Origin of the sequence: Haematomicrobium sanguinis DSM 21259, assembly GCF_000688395.1 — a bacterium.
GTDB lineage: Bacteria > Actinomycetota > Actinomycetes > Actinomycetales > Micrococcaceae > Haematomicrobium > Haematomicrobium sanguinis.
Map to the genome: position 1 here is coordinate 38,674 of NZ_JIAG01000005.1, position 26,750 is coordinate 65,423.

Annotated in this window: 23 protein-coding genes and 1 pseudogene; 6 read left to right on the forward strand and 18 right to left on the reverse strand. The window is 58.2% G+C overall.

The annotated features are described in order from the left end of the window. Window positions 1–105: 105 nt before the first annotated feature. The 7 genes from O148_RS0105665 to O148_RS17000 form a co-directional block, all read right to left on the reverse strand. Entirely contained in the window at window positions 106–1,248 is a 1,143-nt protein-coding gene (locus O148_RS0105665) for an acetate/propionate family kinase (RefSeq protein WP_026530139.1), read from the reverse strand. Then, on the reverse strand, window positions 1,245–3,437 hold the full coding sequence (gene pta / locus O148_RS15060; protein WP_084157108.1) for a phosphate acetyltransferase: 2,193 nt from the start codon (window positions 3,435–3,437) through the stop codon (window positions 1,245–1,247). The genes O148_RS0105665 and pta overlap by 4 nt, the downstream gene beginning before the upstream one ends. 318 nt (window positions 3,438–3,755) lie before the next feature. Next, on the reverse strand, window positions 3,756–4,094 hold the full coding sequence (locus O148_RS0105675) for a hypothetical protein (protein ID WP_026530140.1): 339 nt from the start codon (window positions 4,092–4,094) through the stop codon (window positions 3,756–3,758). A 53-nt stretch (window positions 4,095–4,147) separates the two neighbouring features. After that, window positions 4,148–4,366: a hypothetical protein gene (locus O148_RS17740; protein WP_157374516.1), complete on the reverse strand. Its 219-nt coding sequence runs from the start codon at window positions 4,364–4,366 to the stop codon at window positions 4,148–4,150. Window positions 4,367–4,836: 470 nt separating this feature from the next. Next, entirely contained in the window at window positions 4,837–5,514 is a 678-nt protein-coding gene (locus tag O148_RS16995; RefSeq protein WP_157374518.1) for a DUF6318 family protein, read from the reverse strand. A 30-nt stretch (window positions 5,515–5,544) separates the two neighbouring features. Next, window positions 5,545–6,450, reverse strand: coding sequence for a PKD domain-containing protein (locus O148_RS17525; RefSeq protein ID WP_084157110.1), 906 nt, complete (start codon window positions 6,448–6,450; stop codon window positions 5,545–5,547). Further along, on the reverse strand, window positions 6,447–6,959 hold the full coding sequence (locus tag O148_RS17000) for a DUF6318 family protein (protein ID WP_051619894.1): 513 nt from the start codon (window positions 6,957–6,959) through the stop codon (window positions 6,447–6,449). Before O148_RS17000 ends, O148_RS17525 begins: the two co-directional genes overlap by 4 nt. A gap of 372 nt (window positions 6,960–7,331) precedes the next feature. On the opposite strand from O148_RS17000, the gene O148_RS15075 reads away from it, so the two are divergent. Next, on the forward strand, window positions 7,332–8,303 hold the full coding sequence (locus O148_RS15075) for an aminoglycoside phosphotransferase family protein (RefSeq protein ID WP_084157112.1): 972 nt from the start codon (window positions 7,332–7,334) through the stop codon (window positions 8,301–8,303). 77 nt (window positions 8,304–8,380) lie between these two features. Here the strand turns inward: O148_RS15075 and O148_RS0105705 are convergent, their stop codons facing one another. The 4 genes from O148_RS0105705 to O148_RS15085 form a co-directional block, all read right to left on the reverse strand. Next, window positions 8,381–8,725, reverse strand: coding sequence for a type II toxin-antitoxin system PemK/MazF family toxin (locus O148_RS0105705; protein ID WP_026530143.1), 345 nt, complete (start codon window positions 8,723–8,725; stop codon window positions 8,381–8,383). Continuing rightward, complete coding sequence (locus tag O148_RS15080) at window positions 8,712–9,020, reverse strand: ribbon-helix-helix protein (RefSeq protein WP_420805752.1); 309 nt, start codon at window positions 9,018–9,020, stop codon at window positions 8,712–8,714. Before O148_RS15080 ends, O148_RS0105705 begins: the two co-directional genes overlap by 14 nt. A 21-nt stretch (window positions 9,021–9,041) precedes the next feature. After that, entirely contained in the window at window positions 9,042–10,664 is a 1,623-nt protein-coding gene (locus O148_RS0105715; protein ID WP_026530144.1) for an outer membrane protein assembly factor BamB family protein, read from the reverse strand. Window positions 10,665–11,074: 410 nt separating this feature from the next. After that, window positions 11,075–11,419, reverse strand: a complete 345-nt coding sequence (locus O148_RS15085) for a hypothetical protein (protein ID WP_157374520.1) — start codon at window positions 11,417–11,419, stop codon at window positions 11,075–11,077. Window positions 11,420–11,739: 320 nt separating this feature from the next. On the opposite strand from O148_RS15085, the gene O148_RS0105725 reads away from it, so the two are divergent. After that, complete coding sequence (locus O148_RS0105725; protein WP_026530145.1) at window positions 11,740–11,967, forward strand: FitA-like ribbon-helix-helix domain-containing protein; 228 nt, start codon at window positions 11,740–11,742, stop codon at window positions 11,965–11,967. A 384-nt stretch (window positions 11,968–12,351) separates the two neighbouring features. On the opposite strand, the gene O148_RS0105730 is transcribed toward O148_RS0105725, so the two are convergent. From O148_RS0105730 to O148_RS0105745, 4 genes are all read right to left on the reverse strand, one after another. Further along, a complete protein-coding gene (locus tag O148_RS0105730; RefSeq protein ID WP_035745116.1) occupies window positions 12,352–12,753 on the reverse strand; it encodes a GNAT family N-acetyltransferase in 402 nt (133 codons plus the stop codon). A gap of 161 nt (window positions 12,754–12,914) precedes the next feature. Continuing rightward, window positions 12,915–14,105 (reverse strand): Fic family protein, encoded by a 1,191-nt coding sequence (locus tag O148_RS0105735; RefSeq protein WP_026530147.1) that lies wholly within the window; start codon window positions 14,103–14,105, stop codon window positions 12,915–12,917. Between the two features lie 94 nt (window positions 14,106–14,199). After that, window positions 14,200–15,150 carry a dihydrodipicolinate synthase family protein gene (locus O148_RS0105740; protein WP_157374522.1) on the reverse strand — a complete coding sequence of 317 codons (951 nt, stop codon included), beginning with the start codon at window positions 15,148–15,150 and terminating at the stop codon, window positions 14,200–14,202. A gap of 2 nt (window positions 15,151–15,152) precedes the next feature. Then, on the reverse strand, window positions 15,153–16,706 hold the full coding sequence (locus O148_RS0105745) for an MFS transporter (protein ID WP_051619896.1): 1,554 nt from the start codon (window positions 16,704–16,706) through the stop codon (window positions 15,153–15,155). 191 nt (window positions 16,707–16,897) lie between these two features. Here O148_RS0105745 and O148_RS0105750 point away from each other — a divergent pair, with 191 nt between their 5' ends. From O148_RS0105750 to O148_RS17005, 4 genes are all read left to right on the forward strand, one after another. Continuing rightward, a complete protein-coding gene (locus O148_RS0105750) occupies window positions 16,898–17,563 on the forward strand; it encodes a FadR/GntR family transcriptional regulator (protein ID WP_026530150.1) in 666 nt (221 codons plus the stop codon). Window positions 17,564–17,742: 179 nt separating this feature from the next. Next, a complete protein-coding gene (locus O148_RS0105755) occupies window positions 17,743–19,155 on the forward strand; it encodes an exodeoxyribonuclease VII large subunit (RefSeq protein WP_026530151.1) in 1,413 nt (470 codons plus the stop codon). Continuing rightward, window positions 19,145–19,633 (forward strand): GIY-YIG nuclease family protein, encoded by a 489-nt coding sequence (locus O148_RS0105760; RefSeq protein ID WP_026530152.1) that lies wholly within the window; start codon window positions 19,145–19,147, stop codon window positions 19,631–19,633. The genes O148_RS0105755 and O148_RS0105760 overlap by 11 nt, the downstream gene beginning before the upstream one ends. A 1,251-nt stretch (window positions 19,634–20,884) precedes the next feature. Beyond that, window positions 20,885–22,270: a thermonuclease family protein gene (locus O148_RS17005; protein ID WP_084157114.1), complete on the forward strand. Its 1,386-nt coding sequence runs from the start codon at window positions 20,885–20,887 to the stop codon at window positions 22,268–22,270. Window positions 22,271–22,867: 597 nt separating this feature from the next. On the opposite strand, the pseudogene O148_RS17745 reads toward O148_RS17005, so the two are convergent. From O148_RS17745 to O148_RS0105780, 3 genes and pseudogenes are all read right to left on the reverse strand, one after another. Further along, window positions 22,868–23,050 (reverse strand): annotated as a pseudogene (locus O148_RS17745) (IS3 family transposase); the annotation flags it as partial. 220 nt (window positions 23,051–23,270) lie between these two features. Then, complete coding sequence (locus O148_RS0105775; protein WP_026530153.1) at window positions 23,271–26,222, reverse strand: DUF3427 domain-containing protein; 2,952 nt, start codon at window positions 26,220–26,222, stop codon at window positions 23,271–23,273. Continuing rightward, window positions 26,219–26,665 (reverse strand): (deoxy)nucleoside triphosphate pyrophosphohydrolase, encoded by a 447-nt coding sequence (locus O148_RS0105780; RefSeq protein ID WP_338035373.1) that lies wholly within the window; start codon window positions 26,663–26,665, stop codon window positions 26,219–26,221. Before O148_RS0105780 ends, O148_RS0105775 begins: the two co-directional genes overlap by 4 nt. Between the last annotated feature and the right edge of the window lie 85 nt (window positions 26,666–26,750).

The following is a 26,750-nucleotide window of genomic DNA, read 5'->3' on the forward strand; positions in this document are numbered from 1 at the left end:
CCGCCTCCTCCCCCGGCAATTTTCAGCGTCTAACTCACGTTTCATCCCCTTCTAAGGCGCTGAAACGTGAGTTAGACGCTGAAATTTGCGTCGGGAGGGGTGAGGTTACGGTGTGGCCAACACCGCGACCACCGCATCGGCGATCGCGCGCTCCTCGTCCGTCGGCACCACCAACACCGGAATCGCCGAATCCACCGAAGAGATCACCCGCGGCTGCTTCGACCGCTCCCGATTCGCCGCCTCGTCCAGTTTCACACCGAGCGCCCCCAACTGCTCCACCACCAGCGCACGGAACGTATCCGAATTCTCCCCGATCCCGGCGGTAAAAATCAGCGCCTGCGCCCCGCCGACCGCGACGTGATACCCACCGATGTATTTGGCGAGCCGGTATGCGGCGACGTCGAGCGCGAGGCGAGCATCGCCGTCGTACTTCCCGCCATCCTCCGGGTACGCCGCCTCCACAATTTCCCGCATGTCATTGCGCCCCGCGAGCGCCTTGAGCCCGGAATTGCGGTTGAGCATAGTGTCGATCTCGGCGGCGGTAAAGCCCTCGCGCTGCAGAAACAGCAGGATTCCCGGGTCCACATCGCCCGAGCGCGTGCCCATCACGAGCCCCTCCAGCGGCGTGAATCCCATCGACGTGTCCACGGATTGGCCGCCCCGGATCGCCGTCGCCGACGCGCCATTGCCCAGGTGCGCGATCACCGCGTTCAGCTCCGAAACCGGCCGATCCAACAGTTCCGCAGCGCGCCCGGCGACATACTGATGACTCGTGCCGTGGAAGCCGTAGCGGCGAATCCCGTGCATCGTGTAAAGCTCATTCGGGACCGCGTAACGCCACGCCTTCGGCGGCATCGTGCGGTGGAACGCGGTATCAAAAACCGCGACCTGCGGCAGCTCCGGCCACTTTTCGGTAATCGCGCGAATGCCGAGCACGTTCGCCGGATTGTGCAGCGGCGCGAGCGGATTGAGCCGTTCGATCGCGCGCGTGACCTCGTTATTAATGCGCACCGGCTCGCTGAACCGCTCACCGCCGTGCACCACTCGGTGCCCCACCGCATCAATTCTCTGGTCACCAAGATGATGTGCGACGACGCCCAGCGCCTTGGCATGGTCGCTCACCTCGCCCTCGCCGATCCTTTCGACAATTCCTTCCAACAGGACCGGGTTTGTGCCGGGCTCGGCTTCGGTGTCGCGGACTTGGTATTTGAGCGAGGAGGAACCGGAGTTGATAACGAGGACGATCATGGGGCTTTCGGCTCCTGGGTTGCGGTGGTTTCTGGGGTGTGTTCTGGTGTGGATTCAGGGCTGGATTCTGGCTCGGATTCGGACGGCTCGGTGGGCTCGGTGGTGACCGGTTCCGAGGGGTCCGGGTCTTGGGCCTGGATCGCGGTGATTGCGACGGTGTTGACGATGTCCTCGACGGTGCAGCCGCGCGAGAGGTCGTTGACCGGCTTGTTCAGCCCCTGCAGAACAGGGCCCACTGCGACGGCCCCGGCCGATTGTTGCACCGCCTTGTATGTGTTGTTGCCGGTGTTGAGGTCCGGGAAGATGAAGACCGTGGCCTGCCCGGCGACCGAGGAGCCGGGGAGTTTCGAGGCTGCAATCGAGGCGTCGACGGCGGCGTCATATTGGATGGGACCCTCCACGGCCAGTTCCGGTGCTCGTTCGCGAACCAGTTGGGTGGCGGCGCGCACCTCGTCCACGGCCTCGCCGTAGCCCGAGTCACCGGTGGAATAGGAGAGCATCGCGATCCGCGGGTCCACTCCGAACTGCTGCGCCGTCTGCGCTGAGGCGATGGCAATGTCGGCGAGTTGCTCGGTGTTCGGTTCCGGGTTGACCGCGCAGTCGCCGTACACCAGCACCCGGTCCTCGAGGAGCATTAGGAACACCGAGGACACAATCTTGACGCCCGGTCGGGTCTTGATGAATTCGAGTGCGGGCCGGATGGTGTTCGCGGTGGTGTGGGCAGCACCGGAAACCATGCCGTCCACCAGTCCGAGGTGCACCATCATGGTGCCGAAGTACGCTCCCTCGAGCATGCGTTCGCGCGCTTGCGCTTCGCTCACGCCCTTGTGCGCGCGCAGTTTCACGTATTCGGCCACGAAGCGGTCGAGTTCCGGGCTCGTTTCCGGGTCAATGAGTTCCACGCCGGTCAGGTCCACACCTTCGGCCGCGGCGAGGTCCCGGACTTGATCCACGGGGCCGAGCACCACCAGGTCACACACGTCGCGGCGGCGCAAAATCTCGGCGGCGCGGAGCACCCGCTTGTCCAGACCCTCGGGCAACACGATGCGTTGCCGATCTTGACGGGCCCGCTCAATGAGTTCATGCAGGAACCGCAGCGGCGTCATTTTTTCCGGCCGTGGTAGCGAGAGCCGTTCGATCAGTTCGGCCTCATCCACGGTGCGCGCCCATTCGCCGAGAGCCGCGGCGGCCTTGCGCGGTTGACCGTTGGCGATTTCGCCGCGCACTTCGCTGACCTTGCGCGCGGCGGTGTAGGTGTCGTCTCCGGTCATGAGAATGGGGAAGGGCGCCTGATCGAGAATCGGCAAAATGCTCGATTCCGGTTCCAGACCGCCGGTCAACAGCAGTCCGGACGGTACCGGGAACGTCGGAGACAGCGAGGAAGCGAGGGTCGCAACCATGACATCGGCGCGATCCCCCGGCGCAATGACTAGGGTGCCGTCTTTAAGGAGGTGCAGAAAATTGGTCACGTTCATTGCCGCGACCTTGATGTCGGTGACGTCCCGTTCCAGCGCATCGCTCCCGGCTTTGAAAGCGGCGCCGGTCGCGCTCACCACGTCGGACAGGCTCGGCTGGGCGATCTCGGGCAGGTCCTCGAAAACGTACACGGGCCGGTGCGATGCACCCGGGCGCACCTGCGCGCGGATGGAGGCAACGTCGTCGTGCTTTGCCCGGTTGACGATCATGGCCAGCAGGCTCGCGCCGGACTCCACGAGTTCGCGGCGCGCGACGTCCACCGCGTCCACCGCCTCGGCCGCGGTCATGTCCCGCGCGCCGACGACGCCGATCACCGGGATGCCGAGGTTGCTGGCGAGGCGGGCGTTGAGGTCGAATTCGACGGCGGCGTCGTGGCCGGAGAGGTCGGTGCCCTCGACGATGACGATGTCCGCCTCGCGCGCCATGTCGGAAAAGATTTCGACCGCGCGGGTGTCGATTTCCTCGCGTTCGCCGCGCATCAGGAAGGTGCGCGCCTCGGCGCGGGTCATGCCGCCGCGGGCGCGCTCGGGCGGTAGGTCGAAGGTGGTGCGCATGAGGCGGACCATCGGGTCATCGTCCGGGTTGTCTGTCTCCACGACCGGCCGGAAAAACGCGATCCGGTCCGCGTGCCGGTGCAACATGTCCGCCAGACCGAGGCTAATGAGCGACTTCCCCGACCCGCTCGTGGTCGCGCTGACGTAAATTCCCCGCATGCTGGCCCGCTTTCCTTGCTGATGTGGCGCCCCCCTGGCGTCCGTGGCGTGCCTTCTCAGTCTCTCACTGCGGGGTTTGTCGGCGCCATGACGCCCGTCACGCAGGTTGCTTGCCTTGGCGGATTTCATCCCCTTTCTCACGTTTCAGCACCTTATAAGGGGATGAAACGTGAGAAAGGTGCTGAAATCTGGTTGCGCGCGGGGATGAACGACGGCGATGCCTCCTTCTCCTTCCGTCTCACCTTAGGTGAGGCCCGGGGCCGAGGCGCGCATCGCCGTCGTGGGTTTGTCATTTGGGGCGCGGGGCCAGCGTTAAGGTTAGCTGACGCGTCTCTCCCGCTGAATCTGTGAAATCCCATACGCGAGTTGCGCCGCGAGAGCGGCCAGTCCGGCCGTGAAGAACCATCCAGAGTCGGTGCGCGCGATGAGATATGCGATCAGGAAAATAGAAATAGCAACCTGAATCGAGGCGATTGCCGCATTGATAAGGGTGGCCCTCGCGCTCTTTTGCAGAACGACAACAATTGCCGAAGCCATGAGGACTGAAACGGCGAGCCATCCTATTTCTAGTATTCTGTCGAATCCATTTCGATTAACCGTTGACATTCCGAGAATGACCGCCAGCGCCACAGACACCACACCATAAATAATTTTCATTTGCGCGATTCCACCTGCCTTTGGTGCGATAAATGCCGTTCCGGTGGATCAGCCTAGCGCGCGCTGTCTCCGGAAAGTGCCGAGGCCAGCGCGGTTGCTCCCAGAGCCTTGAGCGCTTTTGCGATGGCTCCTTTGTTGGCTTTGATGAAGGCGACGCCGGCGGATTTCGCGGCGGAGCCGAAGGGAATGCACCCGATGATTGCGCCCGCGACGTACTCCACGGGGTCGCCGCCTTTGTATGCCTGGTAGGCGGACCGGCCTACACTGGCCACACAGCCGAGAATGACGGCCCCGCCGATTACAGGTACGGCTTGAGGGCGCGCCGGGTCGTTAATGGTAGATATTGCGGACGCTGTGGGAAATTCTGAATTTTTTATGCTGGCGGCGTTTTCGGGGGGATTTGCAATTGCGGCTGTCGCGGAACCAAGAAGCAAGGTTGCGGAGAGCGCTATTGCGGTCGAAGCTTTTGCAAAAGTTCTCATCGGACAGGTCCTTTGTGAATTTATTGTTCGAGCTTCGTACAATGCGAACCTAACATGTACAAACTGTGAGTTCAAGGTCGGATTGACGAAGTGCAGCGCTTTACCTTTCCGGAGACGTTCGGCCCACGGTGACTTCCGCGGAGACCCAGGATTTGGGACTTTCGGCGCCCGCCTCATCCACGCGTAAGAGCTCTGGCTCAGGCTCTGGACCTACCGTTTGGACACCGGTTACGATTGTGCGGCAACCGCGCTGAAAACTCTCATGAGTTAGGGTCCTTGAATTCTTGGACAGTCCAACCGGCATCACCGAAGTAACTTTCGACGATCCAGGTTCTACCCTGGCCGCCTTCTTCGCCGAGACCAAATTTTCCGTTTTGGTAATACTTGTATGGCTTTTTATCCCAAACGACGATGTCCTGGAACACACCATAGGGATCGGCGCCCGGCGCTCGCTCCACGCGAATAAGCACTAGTTCTCCGCCGACGGTCCACGTGTTCGCCTGAGCTTGTGAGTAGGCGACGCTCATCAAGTTCAAGAGGTATCTCGACCCTTTAGCGGTCTCGGCGCTCATGATGCTCGGGTCTCGCGATTCGATCGTGTAGTTCATGAGATCGAAGTAGTACTTGATGAACGCCTCGCGGCCTTGCGGCGTATTTTCTTTTGCCGCCGCGGGCATCTCCGGAATCGGCACGTTCTCGGCCGGGCCTTCCGGCGTCGCGGGCTTGTACGCCGCGGCGGTCTGGGATGGGGTTGGGGTTGGAGCTTGAGTCGAGGGCACTGAAGGCGTGGCCGACGTCGTCGACTCCACCGCAGACGGCGACCCAGCGCCGCCGGTCTCGACGCTCCCACTGCAACCCGAGACACCCATCGCGATTGCCAGCAACAAAACAGGCGTCCTGAGCCGACGGGGAAAGCCGCTACCCGGAAATGTGATCATTGGCTTGGTCGACACGTGCTTTAGCGCCGGTCATGGGACAGTTCCTGGGCAACCCCAAGACTCGGGATTTTCGGCACACGCCTCGTCCACATTACGAATATCGGTGCGCCACACGTCGATCGTTACCGGCTCCGAAACAACCTCTGCCTGACCGTCGACAGGAAGCTCCGGCTTCCCCTCCACCGAATACATCGCCTTATAAATAGTCGTCAACGTGACCGTATAGGTTCCGGTATTGCTGTAGGCATGACTAGTATCGGTGACGACGTCACCTTCATCCAAGCGTTTCGGCCAGCCCGGCTTGTCAGTGACAAAAGTAGTTCCGTCGCCGTAATCCCAACGGAACTCCACCGGGTACGCACGGACAATCACCGACTTGCCCAGCAAGTTAAGATCCCAACTCTGATCAAACTTCTTGGTGAAGATGTTGTTGTTGAACCTAATAAGCGTGTTGGGCCCTGGCTCAACCTCAATGCGCGGTTTCGCAAACTGAAACTCGTCCAGGTCTTTCTGTCTAACAACTGGATCAGGTCGATCCGGCGGCGCGAGCAGACCAGGGCGAGTGCAGAAGGGCTCACTGATAGGGCGAGCAGGTTTCGGTGGAGTGAAGTCCTCTCGCATTAACACCATGTACATCCCCGGTTTACCGTCGTCGGCAATGCACTGGCTTGGATCGATGTAGTTACACTGAGTCCACCCGTCTTCAATTTTCGGCCCGCAGGCGAATGAGTACCAGACCCAATAGGGGAGTATCTTGGACTCTGCGGTGGCAGAAGATGGGGGAGGCGCCGTTGGGTCATCGTAGAGACAAAACCCTTGTTCGGCGCCGCCGATTCCACAATCGACGAGCTCGCCGGCGTTCACGCTTGCGGAATTCCCGATGGACATTGCAATCGCAAGCAAACAGACTGCGGCTATGCGTTTAAGATTACTCACTCGTATGGTCCATCAAAATTGTTTACAGCCCACTTCCCATTCACAAAGTAGGTTGAAATAGTCCAGACCCTGTTAGCTCCACCCTTAAGTTGTTCAGCAGCTGGACCACCAGATTTGAAGTAAGCTCGATAGTCGGCTTTGTCCCAGTTCACCTGAGCACTGTATACGCCCTGCGGGTCTTTTCCTGGAACTAGCTCGACCCCATTTAATGTGAGTTCGCCGCCTACTACGTAGACATCCTTGGATGCCTGAAGTTGCACTGAGCCAAGTAAGTTCTGGCAGTACTTACATTCCGGGCTCGTATATTGCGACATCAAAGTCGGGTCCATCGCCGCAAAAGTGTAGTTCATGAGATCGAAGTAATACTTGATAAATGCCTCGCGGCCAGCATCAGTCTCCTTTTTAGCCGCCGCGGGCATCTCCGGCACCGGCACGTTCTCCGCCGGACCCTCCGGCGTCGCCGGCTTATACGCTGCGGCAGTCGGCGTCGGAGTCGGAGTGGGCGTCACCGACGGCGACGCAGACTTAGACGTCTCCACCACCGACGGCGATCCCGAATCCCCAGGCGTAGCTCCCCCGTTACACCCCGACAACACCAGAGCCCCGGCAACTAACGCCACCCCCAGAGTAACAACTCCACGCGAACCGCTCACTGAATCCCCCATTGGCCAACCTTCTCTTCTTCGAGTGATTTGCCCCTTACCCTAGCCCAAACTCACACAACCCGGCAGAAGTTATCCACAGTTTTCTTTTCGAGACCGCACATCCGCCAATCCACGCCGGACGATGCGAACCAGCAGCGCCAAAGAAATGTCACTCCGCACTCTCCTTACTCACACTTTCTCGAAAGCTGTAAGTAGAGCCATCGGTAGGCTAAGCCCATGACCTCCCACCCAAGCAGAGCCGACCAGCACGACATTCACCCCAACCTCACCGAAGAGCAGCGCGCCCTCCTTCGCGAGTGGCTCCCCGGGCTCACAATCATCCAAAACCACAGCTGGGGCACCATCGAAACGACAGTCCTCGAGGCCACAGCCCCAAGCCCCACAGCCACAGGCACAGCCACAGCCACAACCACAGCCACAACCACAGATACAGCCACAGGCAGATACATCATCAAAGCCGGCGGCCCTTCCGACCACCACATGGCCCGCGAAATCCACGCCTATAACAACTGGGCCAGCGCGTGGCGACCGGGCGTCGACGCCCCGAAACCGCTCAAATCACACAAGAACGCGAAGCTCCTCGTCACCGAATACCTCGACGGCACGCTCGTCCAGGGCCACGTCGCCGAACAGGACCCGGACACTTACCGCCAGGCCGGCGCCCTCCTACGCCGCTTCCACGACCAACACCGCGAGCCCCACCCCGACTACGAGCTCAAAGAAAACCGCAAACTCCTCCGCCTCCTCGAGCAGCCGCACCGCATCCCGGCTGACCACGTCGCGCACCTCCGCGGCACAGTCCCCAATTGGCCCAATCAACCAGCCACCATCGTCCCCACGCACGGCGACTGGCAGCCGCGAAATTGGCTCATCCACGAGGGAAATATGCGCGTCATCGACTTCGGCCGCGCCGCCCTCCGCCCCAACTACACCGACCTCGTCCGCCTTCAGTTCCAACAGTTCGCCACCGTCCCCGGCTCCGAAGCCGCCTTCCTCGACGGCTACGGACGCGACCCGCGCGAACCCGAATCCTGGTACCGCGAACAAGTCCGCCAAGCCGTCGCCACCGCCGTGTGGGCATTCGGCGTCGGCGACGAGCCCTTCGAACTCGCAGGCCGCGCGCACCTCACCCGCCTCCTGGCGAGCCGCCCCGGGGAGGCGAGCATCGCCGTCGTACCTTATATATAGGTGACCAAAAGATGCACGACGGCGATACGCACCACCCAGCCAAAAGGTCACCCTGAGTGCCGCGGAAGTGGGCGAAGTCAGTCGCGGAGGAAGTCGAAGAGCCACATTCGAGCCGTGTTGAGGCACGCCGTTGAGACGAGGCCAGACACCCCCGAGATCCGGTCGCGGGCGATGGTTTGCGGCTGCTCCGTCATGATCCAGGAGGGGACGTCCAGCCTGCTGTTGCCGCTCACGCGCACGTGGTTTGGCCAGCCGCGGTTGACCGAAGTGATCGGCAGGACAATCACAAGCGTCGACACAATGTCGATGTAGGCCCGCGAGGCGACGACTAAGAGCGGGCGATGGCCACCTTGTTCGCGGCCGCGAATGGGGTCCAGCGAACCCCAAACGACCGCGCCGGGAAGGAGCTCAAGATCCGGCACGGCGCATGTCTGTCAGTTCCGCGCGTTCCCATGCCTCGGTTTCGGCACGGTATGACGCGAGTTCTTCGGCCGATGTCGACTCGATCGCCGCGCGTAAACTCGCCAACCGCCGCCGCCGGTCCTCGGCGTCCGCGAGCCGCGCGAGGAACTCACCGAGGGTGAGTTCCTCGCTCGCGGCCAGCGCTTTCAGGCGGTCGCGAAGCTCGTTCGACACCTTGATCGTGGTGGTCATACTTTGAGTATACCGTTGGTGGTTGGGTTGGTCGAGGCGGCGCCCCGGGCGTGCGGGCCGCATCCGGGCTTACCGGCCCTAGGCCTACTCCCCGACCGCGTACCCGGCGATGCCCCTTTCGGTCGCGATGACAAACATGCCGTCGCCCGCTTTGAGGCCGGCGTCCCGCACACCACCCAAGGACATTGTGAGTCCGTCTTGAAAGCTCTTAGCATCGTCGCATGCGCCCACAGCTTGCGGGCCGAGGATTGTGGATTCCGACCGCTTGGCACCAACTAACGTGAGCACTTGCTGTTTCCCCATGCTTTGCGCACAGGCGAAGACACTGCCGGCAGGAAATCGTTGCACGTCCCCGGTGGTTGAATCGACGAGCACCGCTGGCCCATCCGCGCTGGTGATCGGCACGCCGGTTCGCGTTCCCACGAGGTTCGGCGGCACGGTGCTGTCCAGCATCGTCACCCCGAGTCCCCCCACTTCGACTTTCCAGGTACTCTCACCAGTTGCGGTGTCAATGCCGATCACTTGCCCGGTGGCGTCGCCTGAAAAGCCGTCCTTTGCCAAGGTGTATGTACCGCCGGTCCATTCGCAGAAAGCGGCACTATCGCCAACGGCACCGTCAGGAACCTTCAGCCCTTCACACATCCGCACTCCGGGACGCTCCCACACGAGCTTGCCGGTAGCCGCATCCACCGCGATGAGCTTGGCGTTCGACGCGTCAAAGGTCCTGCCCGTCACGTTCCCCGAGTAATCGCCAATGATCTTGTCTACCTCTTTGTTCACGCCGATGGCGTCACCGATGAGCAAGGTGCCGTCAGCGGTCGCGAGCCACTCCCTACCCACGCTCCCGGCCCTCGTTTCCGGGCCAAAGAGGGTGGCGGCGTCCGCCTGCCACATCGTTGTGCCATCAGGATTCCGGCGCACGATCAGCCCGTCTTCCCCGTCGCCCACGTTGAGGAGGTCAAGCCCATGCTGCAGGGTTTGGTCATAGAGCACCTTGGGAAGATCGCTTTCGTCGCGCTGCTGAAATTCACCCGTGGCAGGGTCAAAGCTGTACCGCATCGCGCCCTTGTCCTGGGCGCCGCCCACACCTTCCAGTGACTTGGCGAATCCTTGGGCGCACACCGGCTTCCCATCGGAACACGCGCTAAGCGGAGACCCATTGACCAGGTGCGGCCCCGGCGCCCCCACGGGTTTGCCGGTCTTCACATCGACAAGAGTGAGATCGACCCACACGCCCGCAGATTCCTCCGCTGGCTTCAAGAACGCGACGGCCGCGGCACCGTCAACGTCAATGACCAGCGGCGCCAAGGTGGAAACCTCCGGGTCGACGCCGATCGACGCGTCCGACTCCCACTTCTTCTTCCCATCGCTTGCGCTATACGCGACGAGCTTCAAATTCTGGCTTGTGTCCGTTTGGTACGCGAGGACCGTGTCATCGACCACCGCAGGCTCACCGGCCACCTTGGCATCCACCGTCCACGCCGGGTCGACCAATTTCGCGTACTCGGCAACGTCCTGGACCGGCGCCTGCTTGTACGCGCCATCGGTGCTTTGGGCGTTCTCGGCGCTCTGGTTCTCCGCCGGCGATTCCTGGCGTGCCGGGTCCGCGCCCGGCGCGCAGGCGGTGGCGCCAAGCAGTCCCGCGGCGGCAAGCGCGACCCACATCGCCCGCGCCGCCCGTGCCGACTTTGCGTCTCGAGTTTTCATGAGGTCCCCATCTCTCGGTGCTGACTTCTCCAGCGTTGGGGAAACCCTAGCCCAGTTCCGCGCGAGGCGTCATAAGTTATCCACAGGCAGGGCTTTTGCCGCGTGTTTCCGGGAATTTTTAACAGATGAACGACGGCGTTGCTCGCCTTGGGTGCCTCAGCGCGCTCAACTTTCCAGCCACTTAAGCGCACGCTCGACGCGCTCAGGGTGACGGCTTTCAAGTTCCAAAAGACGCTGTCGAATAATCCCGCTGTCTACCAATCGTGCCGCTAGCAGCGCCCTCACAAAGTTCTGGTCTTTTTCCCTAAATGCACACAACTTCGCGACGCAGAGGTCATCTCGATCCCAGGATTATCACTTCGTCGCGTTTGATAATCTCGCAGGCCGCCCGAATAGCGTGCTCCAATTGGTCACGCCGCATGATCGCGAAGGTTCGCCAGCACTTTCTGACGTTCCGCGTCCGTCAGGATTCCAGCCATGGGGGAAACCTCGCGCATCTCAATGGCCCACTCATAGGTTCCGATTAACACGTCGCGAAACCCCTCGACATCCCGCGACTCAAGCAGGTCCAGCCACGCATCAGCGTTGCGCAGATGTGGCTGGCCGGTCACAAGCGAACGTATCCTGGCGAGGTTGGCTTTGATGAGGGGAGCCCACTCCTCAATAGTTGTGACGTTTAGTCGCGCGGACAATTCGCGATGGAGCATCCACGATCGTAACTCGGAGGGCGCCAACTCGATTTGAGGACGAGGCATTCGCTCAACCCGCTGGCTAGACATGCGTAACCTCCTCGCACCTGCTACACCACCCAATCATGCCCGGCACTAGACCACGCAAGCGTGCGATATTCGCAGTCACTTATTTCCTGTGTAGCCAGCGCGCCTATTCGTTTCAGCAGCGAAGGCAAAATCTGTATACCGCACTTCCGGGTGTTTTTCACAGATGAACGACGGCGTTGCTCGCCGTGGGCGCCCCGTCTCACCACAGTTTTTGACCCATAATTTCCGCTCACGACCCCCCCACGTCGGCTTACCACGAGGCAGACTGGTATCACAGTATTGATATCGGAGGTGCCATGGAACAAATTTTGATCAGAAACCTTCCGCCCGGAACCAAGGCGGCGCTAGCCGCGCTTGAGAAGCAACACAACCGTTCCGTCGAGTCCGAGGCTCGGGCAATTCTCCTCAGTGCGGTCACAAAAACACCTCGCACACTTCCCGCCATCTTAAAAATGACTGGCGATATCGAGATCGATTTCGAACCAGAGCGCCTTGGCATGCAAGCACGTTCCGCCGACCTGTGAGGCACCTCCTGGACACCAACATCGTCGCCGCGCTTCGCGTTCGCCATAAAAACCCTAAGGTTGCGAACTGGTCAAGCGATACTCCACTCACGGAATGACCCTGGTCATCCGAAACGTCCGCCATTTCAAACCTCTTGGCGTCGCGAGCCTCAATCCCTGGGGCAACTAATCGGACGAGGTTCAAGTATCCCCGATGTGCCCTTTTGGAGCATTCCACGAAGGACAATGCAACTAAACTGCCCGTTTACGATCATTGTTGGGCAACAATGATCGAAAAACAGCATTGTGGAACTGTTGGTCAACAACTGCCGGCATGAGTCAGAGCAACCCGGCCGCGCCCAAGTTGTCTCGCACCGCGCACCACGCGCGCAACTGGTTTTGGAGTCAAACAGTGAGGTTCTGTGGGTTGCGTAAGCCCGCTCCCGCGAGCGGAATGAATCCCCGTCTTTGGTAGTACGGCAGGACGTCAGGGTCGCAGCAGACGTCAATGGCGTACATCTCACGGAGTTCATCGGTGATGCGGCGCACTAATTCGGTGCCGATTCCGCGGCCTTGGTATTCGGGCAAGACCTCCAGCCAAGGGAGAAATGCGTTACACACCCCGTCGGAAATCGCATTAACGAATCCCACAACTCTGACGTCGTGTAGCGCCCACACTCGCCGATAGCTTCCTTCCATTACGGAGAGAAGTTTCTCTGCAGTTGGCGCGTTCGGCCACCCGACAAAGAACCCTTCGATCATCGCTGGGGTAATGCCGTCATTGGTCGGACGGTAGGTGATGTTCATGTGCTCAGCGTATCTTTTGCAGTTACTTCGACATCCTCAAATGGGTTCGCTAGATCGATTTGGAACCGCTCGGCGTCTCGACCCTCAATCCTTTGCTCCGCAGTTTGGATCTAAGGGCTGTCGCATTTGCTACTGACCGCCACAATCCTTGAATTCAAACCCTAGAGCAGATTCTGGATCACTTTCGGTGCATAGAATCGTCGCTTGTAATCATTCGCTCCGACAACGGCGAGCAAGTCCAGGTCCACGAGTTGACCAATCAACGCGTTGGAACGTGGATAGGACAGACCGATTGCCTCTTGGACATCCGCGACTGAGAAGACAGTATTTGCAATGGCAAAATCAATGAGTGCGTGCGCGGTGTCTGCCCGGATCTGAGAACGTCGCAAGGTTTCATGCATTTCGTCTTGCGCCTGAGCGAGTGCCACCATTTTGAGTTCTGTTTGGCGGGCTGATTCTCCCAGTCCCGCGGCAAAGAACCTTATGTATGAATCCCAATCTCCAGTTGTACTCACCGCGAGCAGTTTGTCGAAATACTCTGCGCGTCGAGCTTCAAACCATGGTGAAACACTGAGCGTTGGCTCACTCAATATTCCGGTGCGGAGAAGATGCAAGACTATAAGATAGCGACCCAACCGTCCGTTTCCATCCGTAAACGGGTGCAAAGTTTCGAATTGATAGTGAACCATTGCCAAAGCAACCACTGGGTCGATCTCATCTGAGTGGTCGGCTACAATCCAATCCATGAGGTCCCGGACTCGGTTTTCTAGGTCAAGTCCGGGTGGTGGAGGAACAAACCTCGCTGAGTGAACGGGGAATCCAACGTCGCCAACATCAGAGTGACGCCCAATCACGACCTGGGTGTCTCTTAGCTTCCCCGAATTGGATTCTTCCGGTGTCCCAGACATTAAGATTTGCTGGAGCTCTCGCAGGAGATGAACGGACAGGGGCCGCCCCTGAACTGCGTAGGCGAAACCCACATTGGCCATTTCAACATAGTTGAGGACTTCCTTGACCTCGGGCGAGTTCACAGAGCGTTGGCTGGCAATAAGGACATCGGACAACGGGGCATATGTGCCCTCAAGCGCCGAGGTGCTTTGAGCTTCTCGGCGCAAGGTTGGCATGCGAAAGAGCCCGGGATTTGGCAGTCGGGCCGAGGTGCTGTTGAGCGCGGCGAGGCGTGCCCGTGCGTTGGCTACTTCAATATAAGTCTTGTTCGTCAGACTCGGGGACACGCTTCCTAGCGGATCCGGCACGAATGCCGAGTGGGTCCACTCCCCGTGCCTTTGGTCCAGCCCTGAGATGGGCACAAGTATCCCTGGCGCACCCTTTTGGAACATTTCAACATCCACAATGTAACATTACACCCCGTTTACGATCATTGTTGGGCAACAATGATCGAAAAACAGCATTGTGGAACTGTTGGTCAACAACCGCCTGGGTGAGTCAGAGTAGCCCGGCAGACTCCAAATAGCCTCGCACCGTGTCCGCCTCCGCCGAATCAAGAGTGACATACGGCAACGCCGTCACGTTGGTGCCAATGATTCCTAAGAGCATCAGTGCTGTCTTGAATGCGCCCAGCGCCGATGATCCTCGCCCCATGCGTGCGGGGTCGCCCGCATTCACCAGCCCGAACAGTTCGATCAAGCGATCCTGGCCCTGGCGCGCACGCGTCAATTTTTCGGCGTCGCCGGCATACCCCGCCCTCGCATCCCGGAAAAGATTGACGTACGCCGACGGATCCACGTTCCCCAGACCGGGAACCACCCCGTCGACACCAAACCCGATGGCCGCGTCCACCATGAGCTCCGAGCCGGTAAACACGCGGAATTCCTGAAGTCCGCGCCGATTTCTCTCCATCACAAGCGCGCGCAGATTCGCATCGTCGCCCGACGAATCCTTCAGACCGGCGAGCACTCCGTCCTCCGCTAATCGAAGGATCTCCTCTCGCGAGGGCCGCGTCGGCACCGATACCGGAATGTCGTACGCGAACACCGGCAAGTTCGTTGCGGCGGCCACCGCCCGAAAGTGTCCGTCGATTTCCTCTTGCGACGTCCGAGTGTAGAACGGCGCGGTAACCACGAGCGCATCGGCACCCCCGTCTTCCAACCCGGGTAGCAGCTCAATAACCCGCTCGGTCGACATTTCAATGGCACCGGCAAGCACCGGAACACGACCCGCAACGGCATCGGAGGTGGCCCTCAACATGTCCAGACGCACGGTGTTGCTCAGCAGCGCGGCCTCACCCGATGACCCCAGCGCAAACAGACCGTCCACTCCTGCCGCCAATTGGTAGTCCACCAAAGACTTCACGGATTCGCGGTCGACATTCCGCGCTTCATCGAGAGGGGTCACCAAAGGCGGAACCACGCCTCCAAAGTTCACTAGCTCTGCCACGCCTATTCGCCTTTCCGTTCAGTATTGCCTTCAGCCGAGGTGCCCTCGCCGTGTGCCGTCACCCGAACGGGAGCCTGCCCGCCCGCTTGCGGAAGCAACTCGCCGTTGTCCGTGGGCCACACGTCATCACGTCGCAGCCACCGTTGCACCAGGTACGGCACGTTGAAGCCGATCAGCACAATCACCACGCCCGTGAGGGTGAACGAAATGACGGCGAGCGCGGTACCGAGCGGCATGGTGCTGGCGAGCGCTGCACCCAAGACCGGCGCAACGGCACCGCCAAGCGCCCCCACGTTGTAGGTGAATCCAAGTCCAGCCGCTCGCTGCTCTGGCGCGAAATACCCGCCGATCCATTTGGGCAGCAGCCCCGAGATTCCCTGACCGAAGATTTGTTGCGCAAGAATCAAGAACCCGAAGAGGGCGAGGCTGGACCCGCCAACCAGAAATACCGGGAAGATCAACAGCTGGGAGACCACCAGGGACATCCAGTACGCCCGCCGCGTCCCCAACCAATCCCCGGTAAACCCAGCGAGGATGTTGCCAAATCCGGCACCGAGCCCGGCAAAGGACATGACGGCCGCGACCTGATCCGCCTCATAGCCCAGTTCGGTTTTCGCATAGGTGGGTAGCAACGCCTGAATGGGCCAGGAATACAGGAACGCGCAAAACACCGTGATCATCAAAACCACGGCGATCGGCCAGCGGCCCCTCGCGAACTGCACCATAAAAGCCACGAACACAGCCGCGATAACAATGCCAATCGCCGCCAACACCACGCCGGAAACCTGCCCGGTGAAGATCAGAATCAGACCGGTAAACGCCACCACGGCCAGAGCGATATTCATCATCCGCCGCTTCGGATCCGCAAAGAGCGCGGTGATGACATCCGCCCTGCGCTCGCGCTCACTCGTCTGCGCTTTCATCTGCTTCCAGTCGTGCGCCTCGGGGATCGCGCGGCGTAACCAGAGCGCGATCGCGATCGGCACCAAACCTGCTGCAAACAGCCACCGCCAGCCAAAGCTCGGGACAATCAGCGCATATGCCTGAGCGGCTACAACCGCCCCGAACGCGAACCCCGAAATGAGGAAACCGGACGCCCTGTTGCGCAGCCGTTGCGGCCAGGATTCGATGACGTACAGCGAACTCGCCGAGTACTCGCCGGCCATCCCGAGCCCAATGAACAGCCGGGCAATAAACATCACCCAGTAGCCCGGAGCGATCGCGCAGACCACGGAGCCCACGGAGAACGTGATGATCGAAAGGATCATCGAGGACTTTCGCCCCCACCGGTCGGCAATCGCGCCGAACATCATGCCGCCAAACCAGCGCGAAATGAAGGCCGCCGAGATGAGGCTTGCGGCCAGCACCGGATCGAGGTCGAATTCTTGGGCGACCTCCGTGAGCACCAGGCCCATCAGGACAAAGTCGAACCCGTCCAGCAGGTAGCCGAGCCACGCGGCAAAAAGCGCCTTCCAGTCTTTGCGCTTGAGTTCGCGATACCACGGAACCTTTTTTGAGGTCCCGGGTATTGCTGTGGAGTGATCAGAGCTCGCCATTGAGTGTTCTCCCGCCTTTTAAGAACAGTGATGCGCGTCGATGGGATAGTTGTTGGACGTCCTACAACTATCCCGAGAGTAGCACGCAAGCGTGGAGAAGCCAACGCTTTTCCGCACAACACCGCGACGCTCAGACCCGTGCCATAAACTAACCCCAGGCCAGAATCGACGGACAAACCCAAGGAGCGCGCATGGCAACGGACGGCAAGAGCGCACGCGACAAAATCCTGGATTACGTCCGCGAAGCCCGGTTGAAATCTGGCGATCCGCTCCCCACCGAGTTTCAGCTCATGGAACTCCTTGGCGTCTCCCGCAACACCATCCGCGAGGCCGTCCGCGAACTGCGGACACTGGGAATCCTCGAGGTCCGCCACGGCCGCGGCACCTACGTTGGCGACTCATCGCTGTCCTCCCTGAGCCAGGCGCTGATCTTCCGCGTCATCTCCTCCCCGCGCGGCGAACAGCGTGAAATGGCCTCGCTGGTCGAAATGCGTGAAGCCATCGAAATGGCAGTGCTGAGCAATGTCGTCGGCAACTTGCCACCCGAGGTAGAAGCCCAGCTCAGGGAGCTTGCCAATCGAATGGACGACCCCGCATCCCGCGAAAGCGCCGACCGCGAGTTCCACACCACTCTGGCCGCGAGCGCCGGAAACGACCTTGTCGCGGACTTCGTCGACGTCTTTTGGGACGCGTATCACGCGGCTCACGACCAGCTCCAAGACATTTCCGCCGAGGCCGCGCAGGCGACCCGCGCCCACCACATGAAAATCGTCGACACCGTCGCCTCCGGAGACTTGGCCCTCGCCAGAAAGGCGATGGAGGAGCATTTCGACGAACTGAAGCGGCGCCTCGCCTAAGCATTTAATGCACGACGGCGTTGCTCGCCTTCTTCCGCCCGCGGCACCTAGTTGCCGCGAGGCTGGGAGGAGGCATCGCCGTCGTTCATCAGGATTGCAATCGGATCGAAACCAAAATTTTTGCTCAGTGGTCTAACGCTTTGCGTGCAAAACTGATTCAATGTGCCTACTAATTTGTAATGGGGGTTGGCACGTTGGCAGGAACAAACGGCGAGGTCAAAGAAGTCAGTATCGTTCAGCTGGCCGGTGGAGCACCGCCCCCTCAAGGTTGGGTGCGGGTGCACGGAGAGATTCGCGATCTCAGAAAGCGCACCGGAATCACCTATTTTGCCCTGACCGCCGTGGACGAGGAACAAGAGGAAGTTCATACCCTTTCTGCCCAGGTTCTTGATTTGGATTTGCAACGGATGCGATCGGAATGGAAGCGCGAGAAGCCCGATGCAGGTCCCTTCCCGTTCACACCTCACCAGGACGTCGTGTTTGAAGGGAAACTCGAGGTGGATAAGGACTCGAAGTATCGATTTCACGCCAAAAAGATAACGGGAGGGAATGGGACCGGCGCACTGGGAATCAACGAGGATGACGCGCTCCACGCTTTAGCCGATTTTGGAGTTGATCGCGACCGGCTGGGCGCCGTCTCCCAGCTACCCAACCGGCACCCTAATGCATGGAATGCACCAGATCGACTCCAAAAGCTACTCGTAATAGTGGGTAATGAAACTAATGCTAAAAGGGACATCCAAGCAAAGCTCGCTATCTTGCCCCCGGCGCTACTTGAGGTGGAATACAAGTCCTTTCAGTGGAAGCCAGGACTCATCCACGATGCGCTGAAGGATGCGGTTAATTCGGGTGTGGACCTCGTGCTCGTCGCGACCGGAGGCGGAGCCGAAGCTTGGCGACACAAGTACCAAAACGTTGAATCGGCCGAGCGCATCTGGAAGGCCCGACTGCCTGTTGTCACAGCCCTGGGGCACGCTGGTGACGTCAGCTTGGCGGATCGCGTGGCGTCATACTCGTTTGACACCCCAGATCACGCAGCCACCTCAATTCTTGAAATTGTTCAAGGCGCAGAGCGCCGCCGACAAGAGGCGTTGCGGGCCGAACGAGTCAAAGCCGATGCGAAGGTGGCCGCAGAGCACCAGACTGAGCGTGAGAGAGCACAACAGCGAATCGCCTGGTTGAGCAACCAGTTGGAGGAGAGCGTCCGCAACGCGGCTCTAGAATGTGTCTCCGCAAGGAAAAGATTGGTTTTTATCTGCTTGTTGGCTGCCGGTTGCCTGTTTTTGGCATTCGGCCTGCCTGTCCTCTTCCCGCTGCCCGAGGGCCAGATTCGCCACAGTTGGATTGGATGGATTCCAACAGGTGCGGGGATAACTACAGTTGCTTCGGCGTTTGTGTGGCGGTCAAAGTCCAACGACCGTTTCGAAATTTTGCGCGCGCGGGTGCCCACCATGCCTCCTTCCAATTTGGAGGAATGGATCACGACAGTGGGGCGCGTCAATAATCTTCGCGATCTTAGGAAACTCGTCAAGGCGGAGGGCGTGTGTCCCTCTCGACTTAACGGTCGAAAGGATCCCGCAGATGGAAAATGACTTTTATGTGTATGAGTTGATTGATCCCAAGGCGTATCGCGAGACGGTAGACAAGCTACTGAGCCTGTTTTACGTGGGCAAGGGTAAAGCGAATCGGCTAGACCAGCACGAAAAGGATGTCCGTAAAACCTTGCGACAAGAAGAGGAGCATTTAGAACAGTACGGGTCGAAGTGGTCGAGGATTCGCGAAATTCTAGAGCGCGGAGAGTCCGTTCGGTCAGTGCACCTCTCGTCTGGTTACGCCTCAGAAGACGACGCAAATAAAGCGGAGACGCTTGCAATCGACCCGGTGAACGGATTGCCCCGAGCGGCCAGAGGACCCGAACTGACAAATGCCATTCCTGGACACGAAGCGGGATTCTTGGATTTGGGCGAGCATTTCAAATTCGTTTTCGCCGAGGATGTAGTGGTCTCGGATTCAGTTCAGAGCGGAACTCGCAGAGCTAAGGACGGGAAAAGGACCTGGTCATCTTGGTGAAGGCTAGCTCTGAGCCGCTTGTGGCTGGAGGCCATTGCGTGTTGGCCAACGACAATCTGCCTGAGGAACTGGGCGAATTTTCTGACGGCATTGTTGTGTTGTCGGCAGACCCGGAGCATGAAGGTGAAGGGTGGGAGCGCCCGGGCTGGGATCCGGACAACCCTTGGGACGAACCAAACGCTCTCGAACGCGCCCGCCATTACTGGCCCATCGCGAAGGAAAGGGTTGGGGGTGGTTACGCGAGCCCGGCACCGCGCCAACGTCGATGCTACTTGCTATTAGCGACAAGCACGGATCGACGGTAGTGCGCTACGCATGGGATGTTGACCCGTCAGGCACATGGGAATACTTCCCAGATTTCAACCGATGGGGAGTGCCTCTTGGCAAGCGGAACTTCGAGCACTCAGCGCTCGGAAAGTCACTCCGAGAAGACCGCAACGGCAAGAACGTTTAGGTGCTGCAGGGGTATGCCGCGGGGATTCGGGTGCTGGAGGTCTAATGTCCTCACCATATTCACCTTGAGGAGAGACGTGAAAGATTCGAAGCGAAATGCGTGGACTTTCGATTTTCGCGCTAATCGGTACTTTGCGGCTGCGAGAAAACGAGATCGACGTCACCGCGTTCTAGAAAGCGTACCGCACATTGCGAACCCGTACTTGCGGGACCAGATTGTTATCTGGTTAGAAAATCCAGAGGCTCACGTTAGCTCGCGTGTTCCCAGTAATGTAGTACTCGAGGTCAGGAATCTTCTTCTTTACATTGGCACAACGGCGCTTGCGCTAGGGGCAATATTGGGAGCCGCCGCCAGCGGGGACAAGAACGGTCGAATTTGGCTCGCAGATTTTGGAGCATGGGCATTTAACCTCGCCATGGGTCTGGCGGTAGTTGCGTTTTTACTCGCCGTGGTTTCAGAAATTCCTGCGATCATTGAAGATTCGAGGAATCGTCGATGCAAGAGCCTTGCGGTCGAAATCAAGCTCGAAATCGAACGGAGGGCCCGACTGAAACCCATAAATCGACGGCTTTTGTCGCGACTTCTCACTCGGACGCACCATCGACGCGCCCAGAAATCATCGACCGATTGAGATTGAGGGTCAAGCGTGACAACAAGACCAACCCGAGTAGAACGTCAACTTAGGCAACAGACGTCACCCCTAACTGTGAGTTGACTCACTCGCATTCGTCACGCTATGATTCGTTCAGCCGAAATCTCGGCGACCACTTTTCTGAGACTTTTCCCGGGGGATTCCTATGACCATTTCCGGCTATTGCCGCGTGTGCGGCGTCGCGTATTCGCGCGAACATAGTCAGTACAATCAGCTTGACCGCCCTGAGCTTGGTGAGGCGCCATATCACTACCAGTATTGCTGGACACACTTGCTCGAGCAGTACCCGAATGCGGAGTCAGTTCGCAACCCATCCGCCCCTATGGTGAATCAATTCCCGCCACAAACGGAGGCCGAATCGGAGCGGTCCCAAAAGGCGGTCGCAAAGGTGCGGCAAGCCTTTATGAGCCCGTTCCGGCTTAGCCGAAAATCCATCATCGCCATTGGAGTCAGCGTTGTTCTGGTCGCTTTGACGATCGGTGGCGCCGTGAGCACGGCAAACGCGAGTGAAGCAACGGTGGTCAAAGTCATTGATGGCGACACTATCGACGTCAAACTCGATGGCAAAGTTCAACGCGTGCGCCTACTGAACGTGGACACGCCTGAAACGAAGGACCCAAATGAAACGGTCCAATGCCTAGGACCCGAAGCATCTCAGTATCTCTCGGAGGCCCTTCCGGTGGGCTCAAAGGTTCGTCTCGAGTTTGATACCGAGCGCACTGACAAATATGGTCGACTGCTTGCTGGTGTTTTCAAGAATAATACGTTGATCAACGGCGAGATTGCAGCACTCGGCCTCGGTCTTCCAGTAACCATCGGAGCAAACACCAAGTTTGCAGGCAAGGTCGAGGCAAGATCTGAGGAAGCTCGCACCACTAATAAGGGATTGTTCGACCCCGAGATTTCATGCACTATTCCGGGAATAGTGGCGACGGCTCAAGAAACCCTTGTTGCTGCTACAGGCGCCACTAGCGCTAACGGCAACCCCGAAGTTGCGGTTGCCTCGACCGCAGCCGCTGCAATGACCACCGTTGGCGCAATCGACAAGGCCCAGGGCACCATTGACTCATTAGCGGGAAAATTGAAGTCTGCGCTGGCCACAAGTTCTGCGCTTGCAGTGAAAGCGCTACTCCCGTCACAGATCACACGGCTGGAGAAGTCGATGGCTAGCGTAATGGCTAATCACGCCACGGCACTACAGATTGCAAAATCTCAGCATGAAAGGTTATTTGCGAAAGAGGAGAATGCGCGGGTCGAAAAGGAAAGGGCAGAGCAAGCCGCAGCGGAGGTAAAGCGTGAGGCCGAATTAGCAGCCGAACAAGAGCGAATTCGAGTCGAAGCCGAAGCTCAAGCCGAACGACTTCGAAATTTGGCTCCCCCAGCCCCGAACACGTACGTTCCCCCGTCCGATCCAGAACCCCCAGCACCCGCGCCCGCTCCTGCGCCCGACCCCGGCGATGCTGGCGGCCCCCCCGGTTATACCGGACCCCGCTGCTACGCCCCAGGTGGCAAAACGTGGAAGCCGTGCTGATAGAAGGTAGCTGGCATGGCTCACAGCACTCGTGACGGTGGAACTGATCAACGAACAGATCAGCTCCGCCGTCACTGCACATCAAGCCGCTCGGGAGATCGCGCAATACGTTTGGCCTGTAGTAATCGGGGCTCAATCACCTCACGATCGTCTTTAACGCCCTGCCCGGCGGCCTCGGGGCCGAGCTCGTCACGACGGCAGAACGAATTCGAGAGTGGTGGTCAGGATTAGGGGGCGTTGTTCGTAGGCGTCGGAAATGACTTGAAAGAGTAATGGGGGCCTTCACGGTCGATGGACAGGTTGGGCTTGACCCTGTTTCCCAGACAGGTGGTTGTTTGATCACGCTGCGTGCGCGAGCTGGCAGCGTTCGTATTCTAGCGGGCTGTGGTAGCCAATGCTCCCATGGCGACGGCGAGCGTTGCACCACCCGACGATCCAGGCATAGACGCCGCGGCGCCAGCAAAACCACACTTGAACCAAGCACGGCAATAACTGGGCGGATTCTCACGCCAACATGGCTGGAAACCATCCACCACACTGGCCGGAAAATCCCGCCATAACGACCCACCGCAACAAGACAACACACACGGACTTGCGTTACACAAAGTCCGCCACGGGGAACGGATCGTCCCCAGGCACCGTGGTCGCCGGATGCCAGCTACGGAGGATGATCCCCGCGATCCCCTCCTGACCACGCATCAGCTTCGCGGCCGCCTTCTGCGACACCACGACGCCCGCGACCTGCATGTCCGCGCGGATCCTCGGCGCCCCATACGTACCACCGGATGCGGCTAAAACGTAAGGATCTGGGCCGAAAGTTCCGCTGCCCGCTGCCCTCTAGCAGACGGGCCGGCCGCCCCCCGACTCCGGCGTATACGTATTCCTACTCTTCGTGCTCATCATAGACATCCTCCCCCGACAGACCCGCGAAAACACAGCCTCGCCTGATCAGTGTCTGGGAAATACGGACAACCTCAGAGGAGTGCTGCCAGCGGATTGTCTACACAGTAGTTTGAGACTGGGCTGCTTCCGAGACCAAGTAATGAAATAGGCTTTCTTCCATAGGGCTCGCCAAGTCAAGCTTCATGGTCACAACGTTGACCTCGCTTCCTTGCTTTCTCATGGTGGTTTGTTCAGGATTCCTCGACCGCGCCCTTCCGAGATAGTTGAACTCAACGCCCTCGGCGTCATCCTTCTTCGCAAAAAGATGAATCTTTACCGAATTGTTCGCGATGGGCTGTATTTCATCGCTCGCCAGCACTCTAGGTGTGCGCGTGTACCACTGCATTGTAGATGTGTCCAAAAGCTCATCCGGATACTTAGTGCTTTCGGAAACATCTTCGCCCTTGTGATACGTCACAAAAATAGGACACGTTTGCGAGACGAGGTCAACCTTGTATCCATAGATCGTGCTGTATTGGTTTGTTTGCCAATTGAGCATGCGACACACGTCTTTTCGCGAGTACCGATCGCCCAGCCTTAGCTCACCGCTCCAGCTTCCGCGATGTCGGGCCAGATGCAACCCAGTTTCAACAACATCGTCAACGTGATCTCGAAACAACTGAGATTCGCGATACAAATCCGACACTCGAGGATTGAGTTTGAGCTGGGGTCCCTCTCGAACCGCCCACGGACGATCGCCAAACTTTTTGCGCTCAGCGCTAGTAAAGAACTCGAGGGTTAGCAGTCTCTCAGCCGACGCCACTGTTGCTGCGTCATAATTACACCCAAATTTCTTGAACAATTCAATTATTTCTGCCGATCCGATCGATCCGTTATCAATTAAATAGCGAAGCAAGAGCAATTCATGCGGGCGCTTGCCATTCAATAGCTCCGAAGAAAGCATCGTCAGTAACCCCGACTCGATTGTCCCGGGCAAATCGTTCTCAGATTTGAATGCAACCGTAAGTGACCAATAGTTATCCTTAGCTGTGGCCATCACGACTGGATCTACCGTATCGAACCGGGCGAAGTCCAATAGTGTAGGCGGTCGGTTGAGACGGTTTCTTAGATCTGTGAATGCCGCCTTAAGATTCTTTAGGCTGTCAAGCTTAACGCTAGCCAAAGATTTCAACACGCGCTCGCGCGAAATCTGATCAAAGTTGACACTCGAAAGACCAGCGATGGCACCTGTGTCGTCAACTTTGATCAGTTTTTGACGGATAACGTCTCTACTGAGGGAGCTATCTCCCAATAATGCTATTGGGATCAGATAATTATTTGCGTAATTACCGATAAAATCTATCACCCTAAGATGATCCTTGCCACGCGCCCTTCGCAGACCACGGCCCAATTGTTGCGTGAAGATTATGCTCGATTGCGTTTGACGTAGCATGACAATCTGATTGATTGACGGAACATCGATGCCTTCATTAAAGATGTCAACTGTGAGAATATAGTCAAGCTCACCGCGTTCTAACTCCGCTACAACCGACTCGCGCACCTCAATCGAGTCACCGCCGTTAAGGTTTTTTGTTCGCAACTGATTGCCGTGAACGACCCTTTCATTAAGCAGGTGCGAAAGTTCCGCGGCTTCATCATTTCGGCTACAGAAGATCAGCCCCTTGACCTTCCCCGGTTGACCATACTTTTGAATAGCACTAATTATATGATCAATTCGGCCCCCGCTCGATAGGCGGGCCAGATCAGCGGTCTCCCCGACCGTTTCCCCGTGTGCGTCGACGTAGTCTGTCACGCCGAAGTAATGGAATGGCACCAACATCTCGGCTTCTAGTGCTGCTTGAAGCCGAATTTCGTAAGGAACGTTGTAGTCGAAAAGCTCGTAGATGTTGAACCCATCCGTGCGTTCAGGAGTGGCCGTCAAGCCCAACATAAACTTCGGCTCGAAGTGGTCCATCAGTCTGCGATACGACTCAGCGCCCGAACGGTGCACCTCATCGATAATTATGTAATCAAAAGTAGCCGGATCGATCCCTTCAAGCGTGCCGGTCTGCGTAAGTGTCTGCACAGTGGCAAATACGTACTTCTTGTCGATCTCTCGAGTCGCGCCGACAAATTTGCCGAAATGATCCAATGGCGCATTCAAAACGTCTTTGTAGGCCACGATCGCTTTATCTAATATCTGCTCTCGATGGACGACGAACAGAAGCTTCCCAAGATCTGCCTTCCGGACATCAAGTGCGGAGAGTATCGTTTTTCCCGTGCCGGTTGCCGAGATGACCACGGCCCGACGTTCTCCCTGATCGCGAACCTTTTGTATTTCCTCCAAAGCATCAGCTTGCATTTGGTTTGGAGCAATAAAATGTCTTTCCGACAGTTCATCTGTAATTGTCTCAAGTGGCGATACATCATCTAGTCCTGAGATGCCCGTGGAGAATGCACGCCGACTGCCCATGAGGCGGGCATTTGTTTGATAATGAAGACGGTATGCATCTATCCAGTTAGGAGTAAGGGAGTTGGATTTTTCAATTTGCTTCTGTATTGCACGCTTTATTTGAGTAACAATATCGCCACCTGGCAGTGCGGAGAACCTCAAGTTCCATTCCTGATTGCGCAGTAACGCCTTGGAAGTCAGATTGGAACTACCCACGATCGCGGTGGTGGACGCGGATTGATGGAATAGATAGCCCTTGGGATGGAACCCGCGGTTTGGATCTTCATGAACCCAAACCGTTACATTTTTTAATTCCAAAAGCTCCTGGAACATATCCGGAGAATTGAAGTCCAGATACGTGGAGGTAACGATAGTTCCTGTTCCCGAATAGTCCAGTAGAGCTTGCTTTAGAAGGGCAAGCGCGTCAGGAGTTATGAAGGCGACTGAGAAGATGAACGTGTTTGAGCGACGGAGTTCGTGGCGAATCGCCCAAAGCATCGTATTTTCATCTTCGTTAGAGATGAGAACTGGGTGGTAGACCTGTTCAGCGTGGGTTGAACCATCCAAGAACCCGAACTTTGTGTCCGCTTGGATGAGCTTTTCGAGTCCAGAAGTCATAAAGACGTGTCGATAAGTTTATCGACGGCTGGAATGTCTGCCGGCGCCCATTCAACCTGGAGCAACTCTGATGGGGTTAGCCACTTGATATCTTGATGCTCCGTAAGTTCTGGCTCTCCGGAGACCAAGGTACAGAAGTAAGTGGTTAGTACAACCGTTCCAAACTCATAGTCGTGTTCTGTGGTTTCAAGGCGCTCGCCAATCTCTGCTACACAGTTCAACTCTTCTTGAAGCTCCCGAGCTAGCGCCTCCTTAGACGACTCACCAGATTCAATCTTGCCGCCCGGAAATTCCCACAAGCCACCCAAAGAAGAGTTGCTACCACGTTGGGCCGCTAGAATTTTTCCGTCTCTCACTAACACGGCTCCAACCACGTCTATTCGTCGTGTCACCTTGGTTTCGAACGCTAAGGTATCGGCTGGAGGCATTTCTGAGTGTTCCATCAATATGCAGCATACCGGTCACCGCGGCAACAGTCCCCTTAGGACTTGAATCGAATTCCACGCTGTGATTAGGCCCGACATCGCG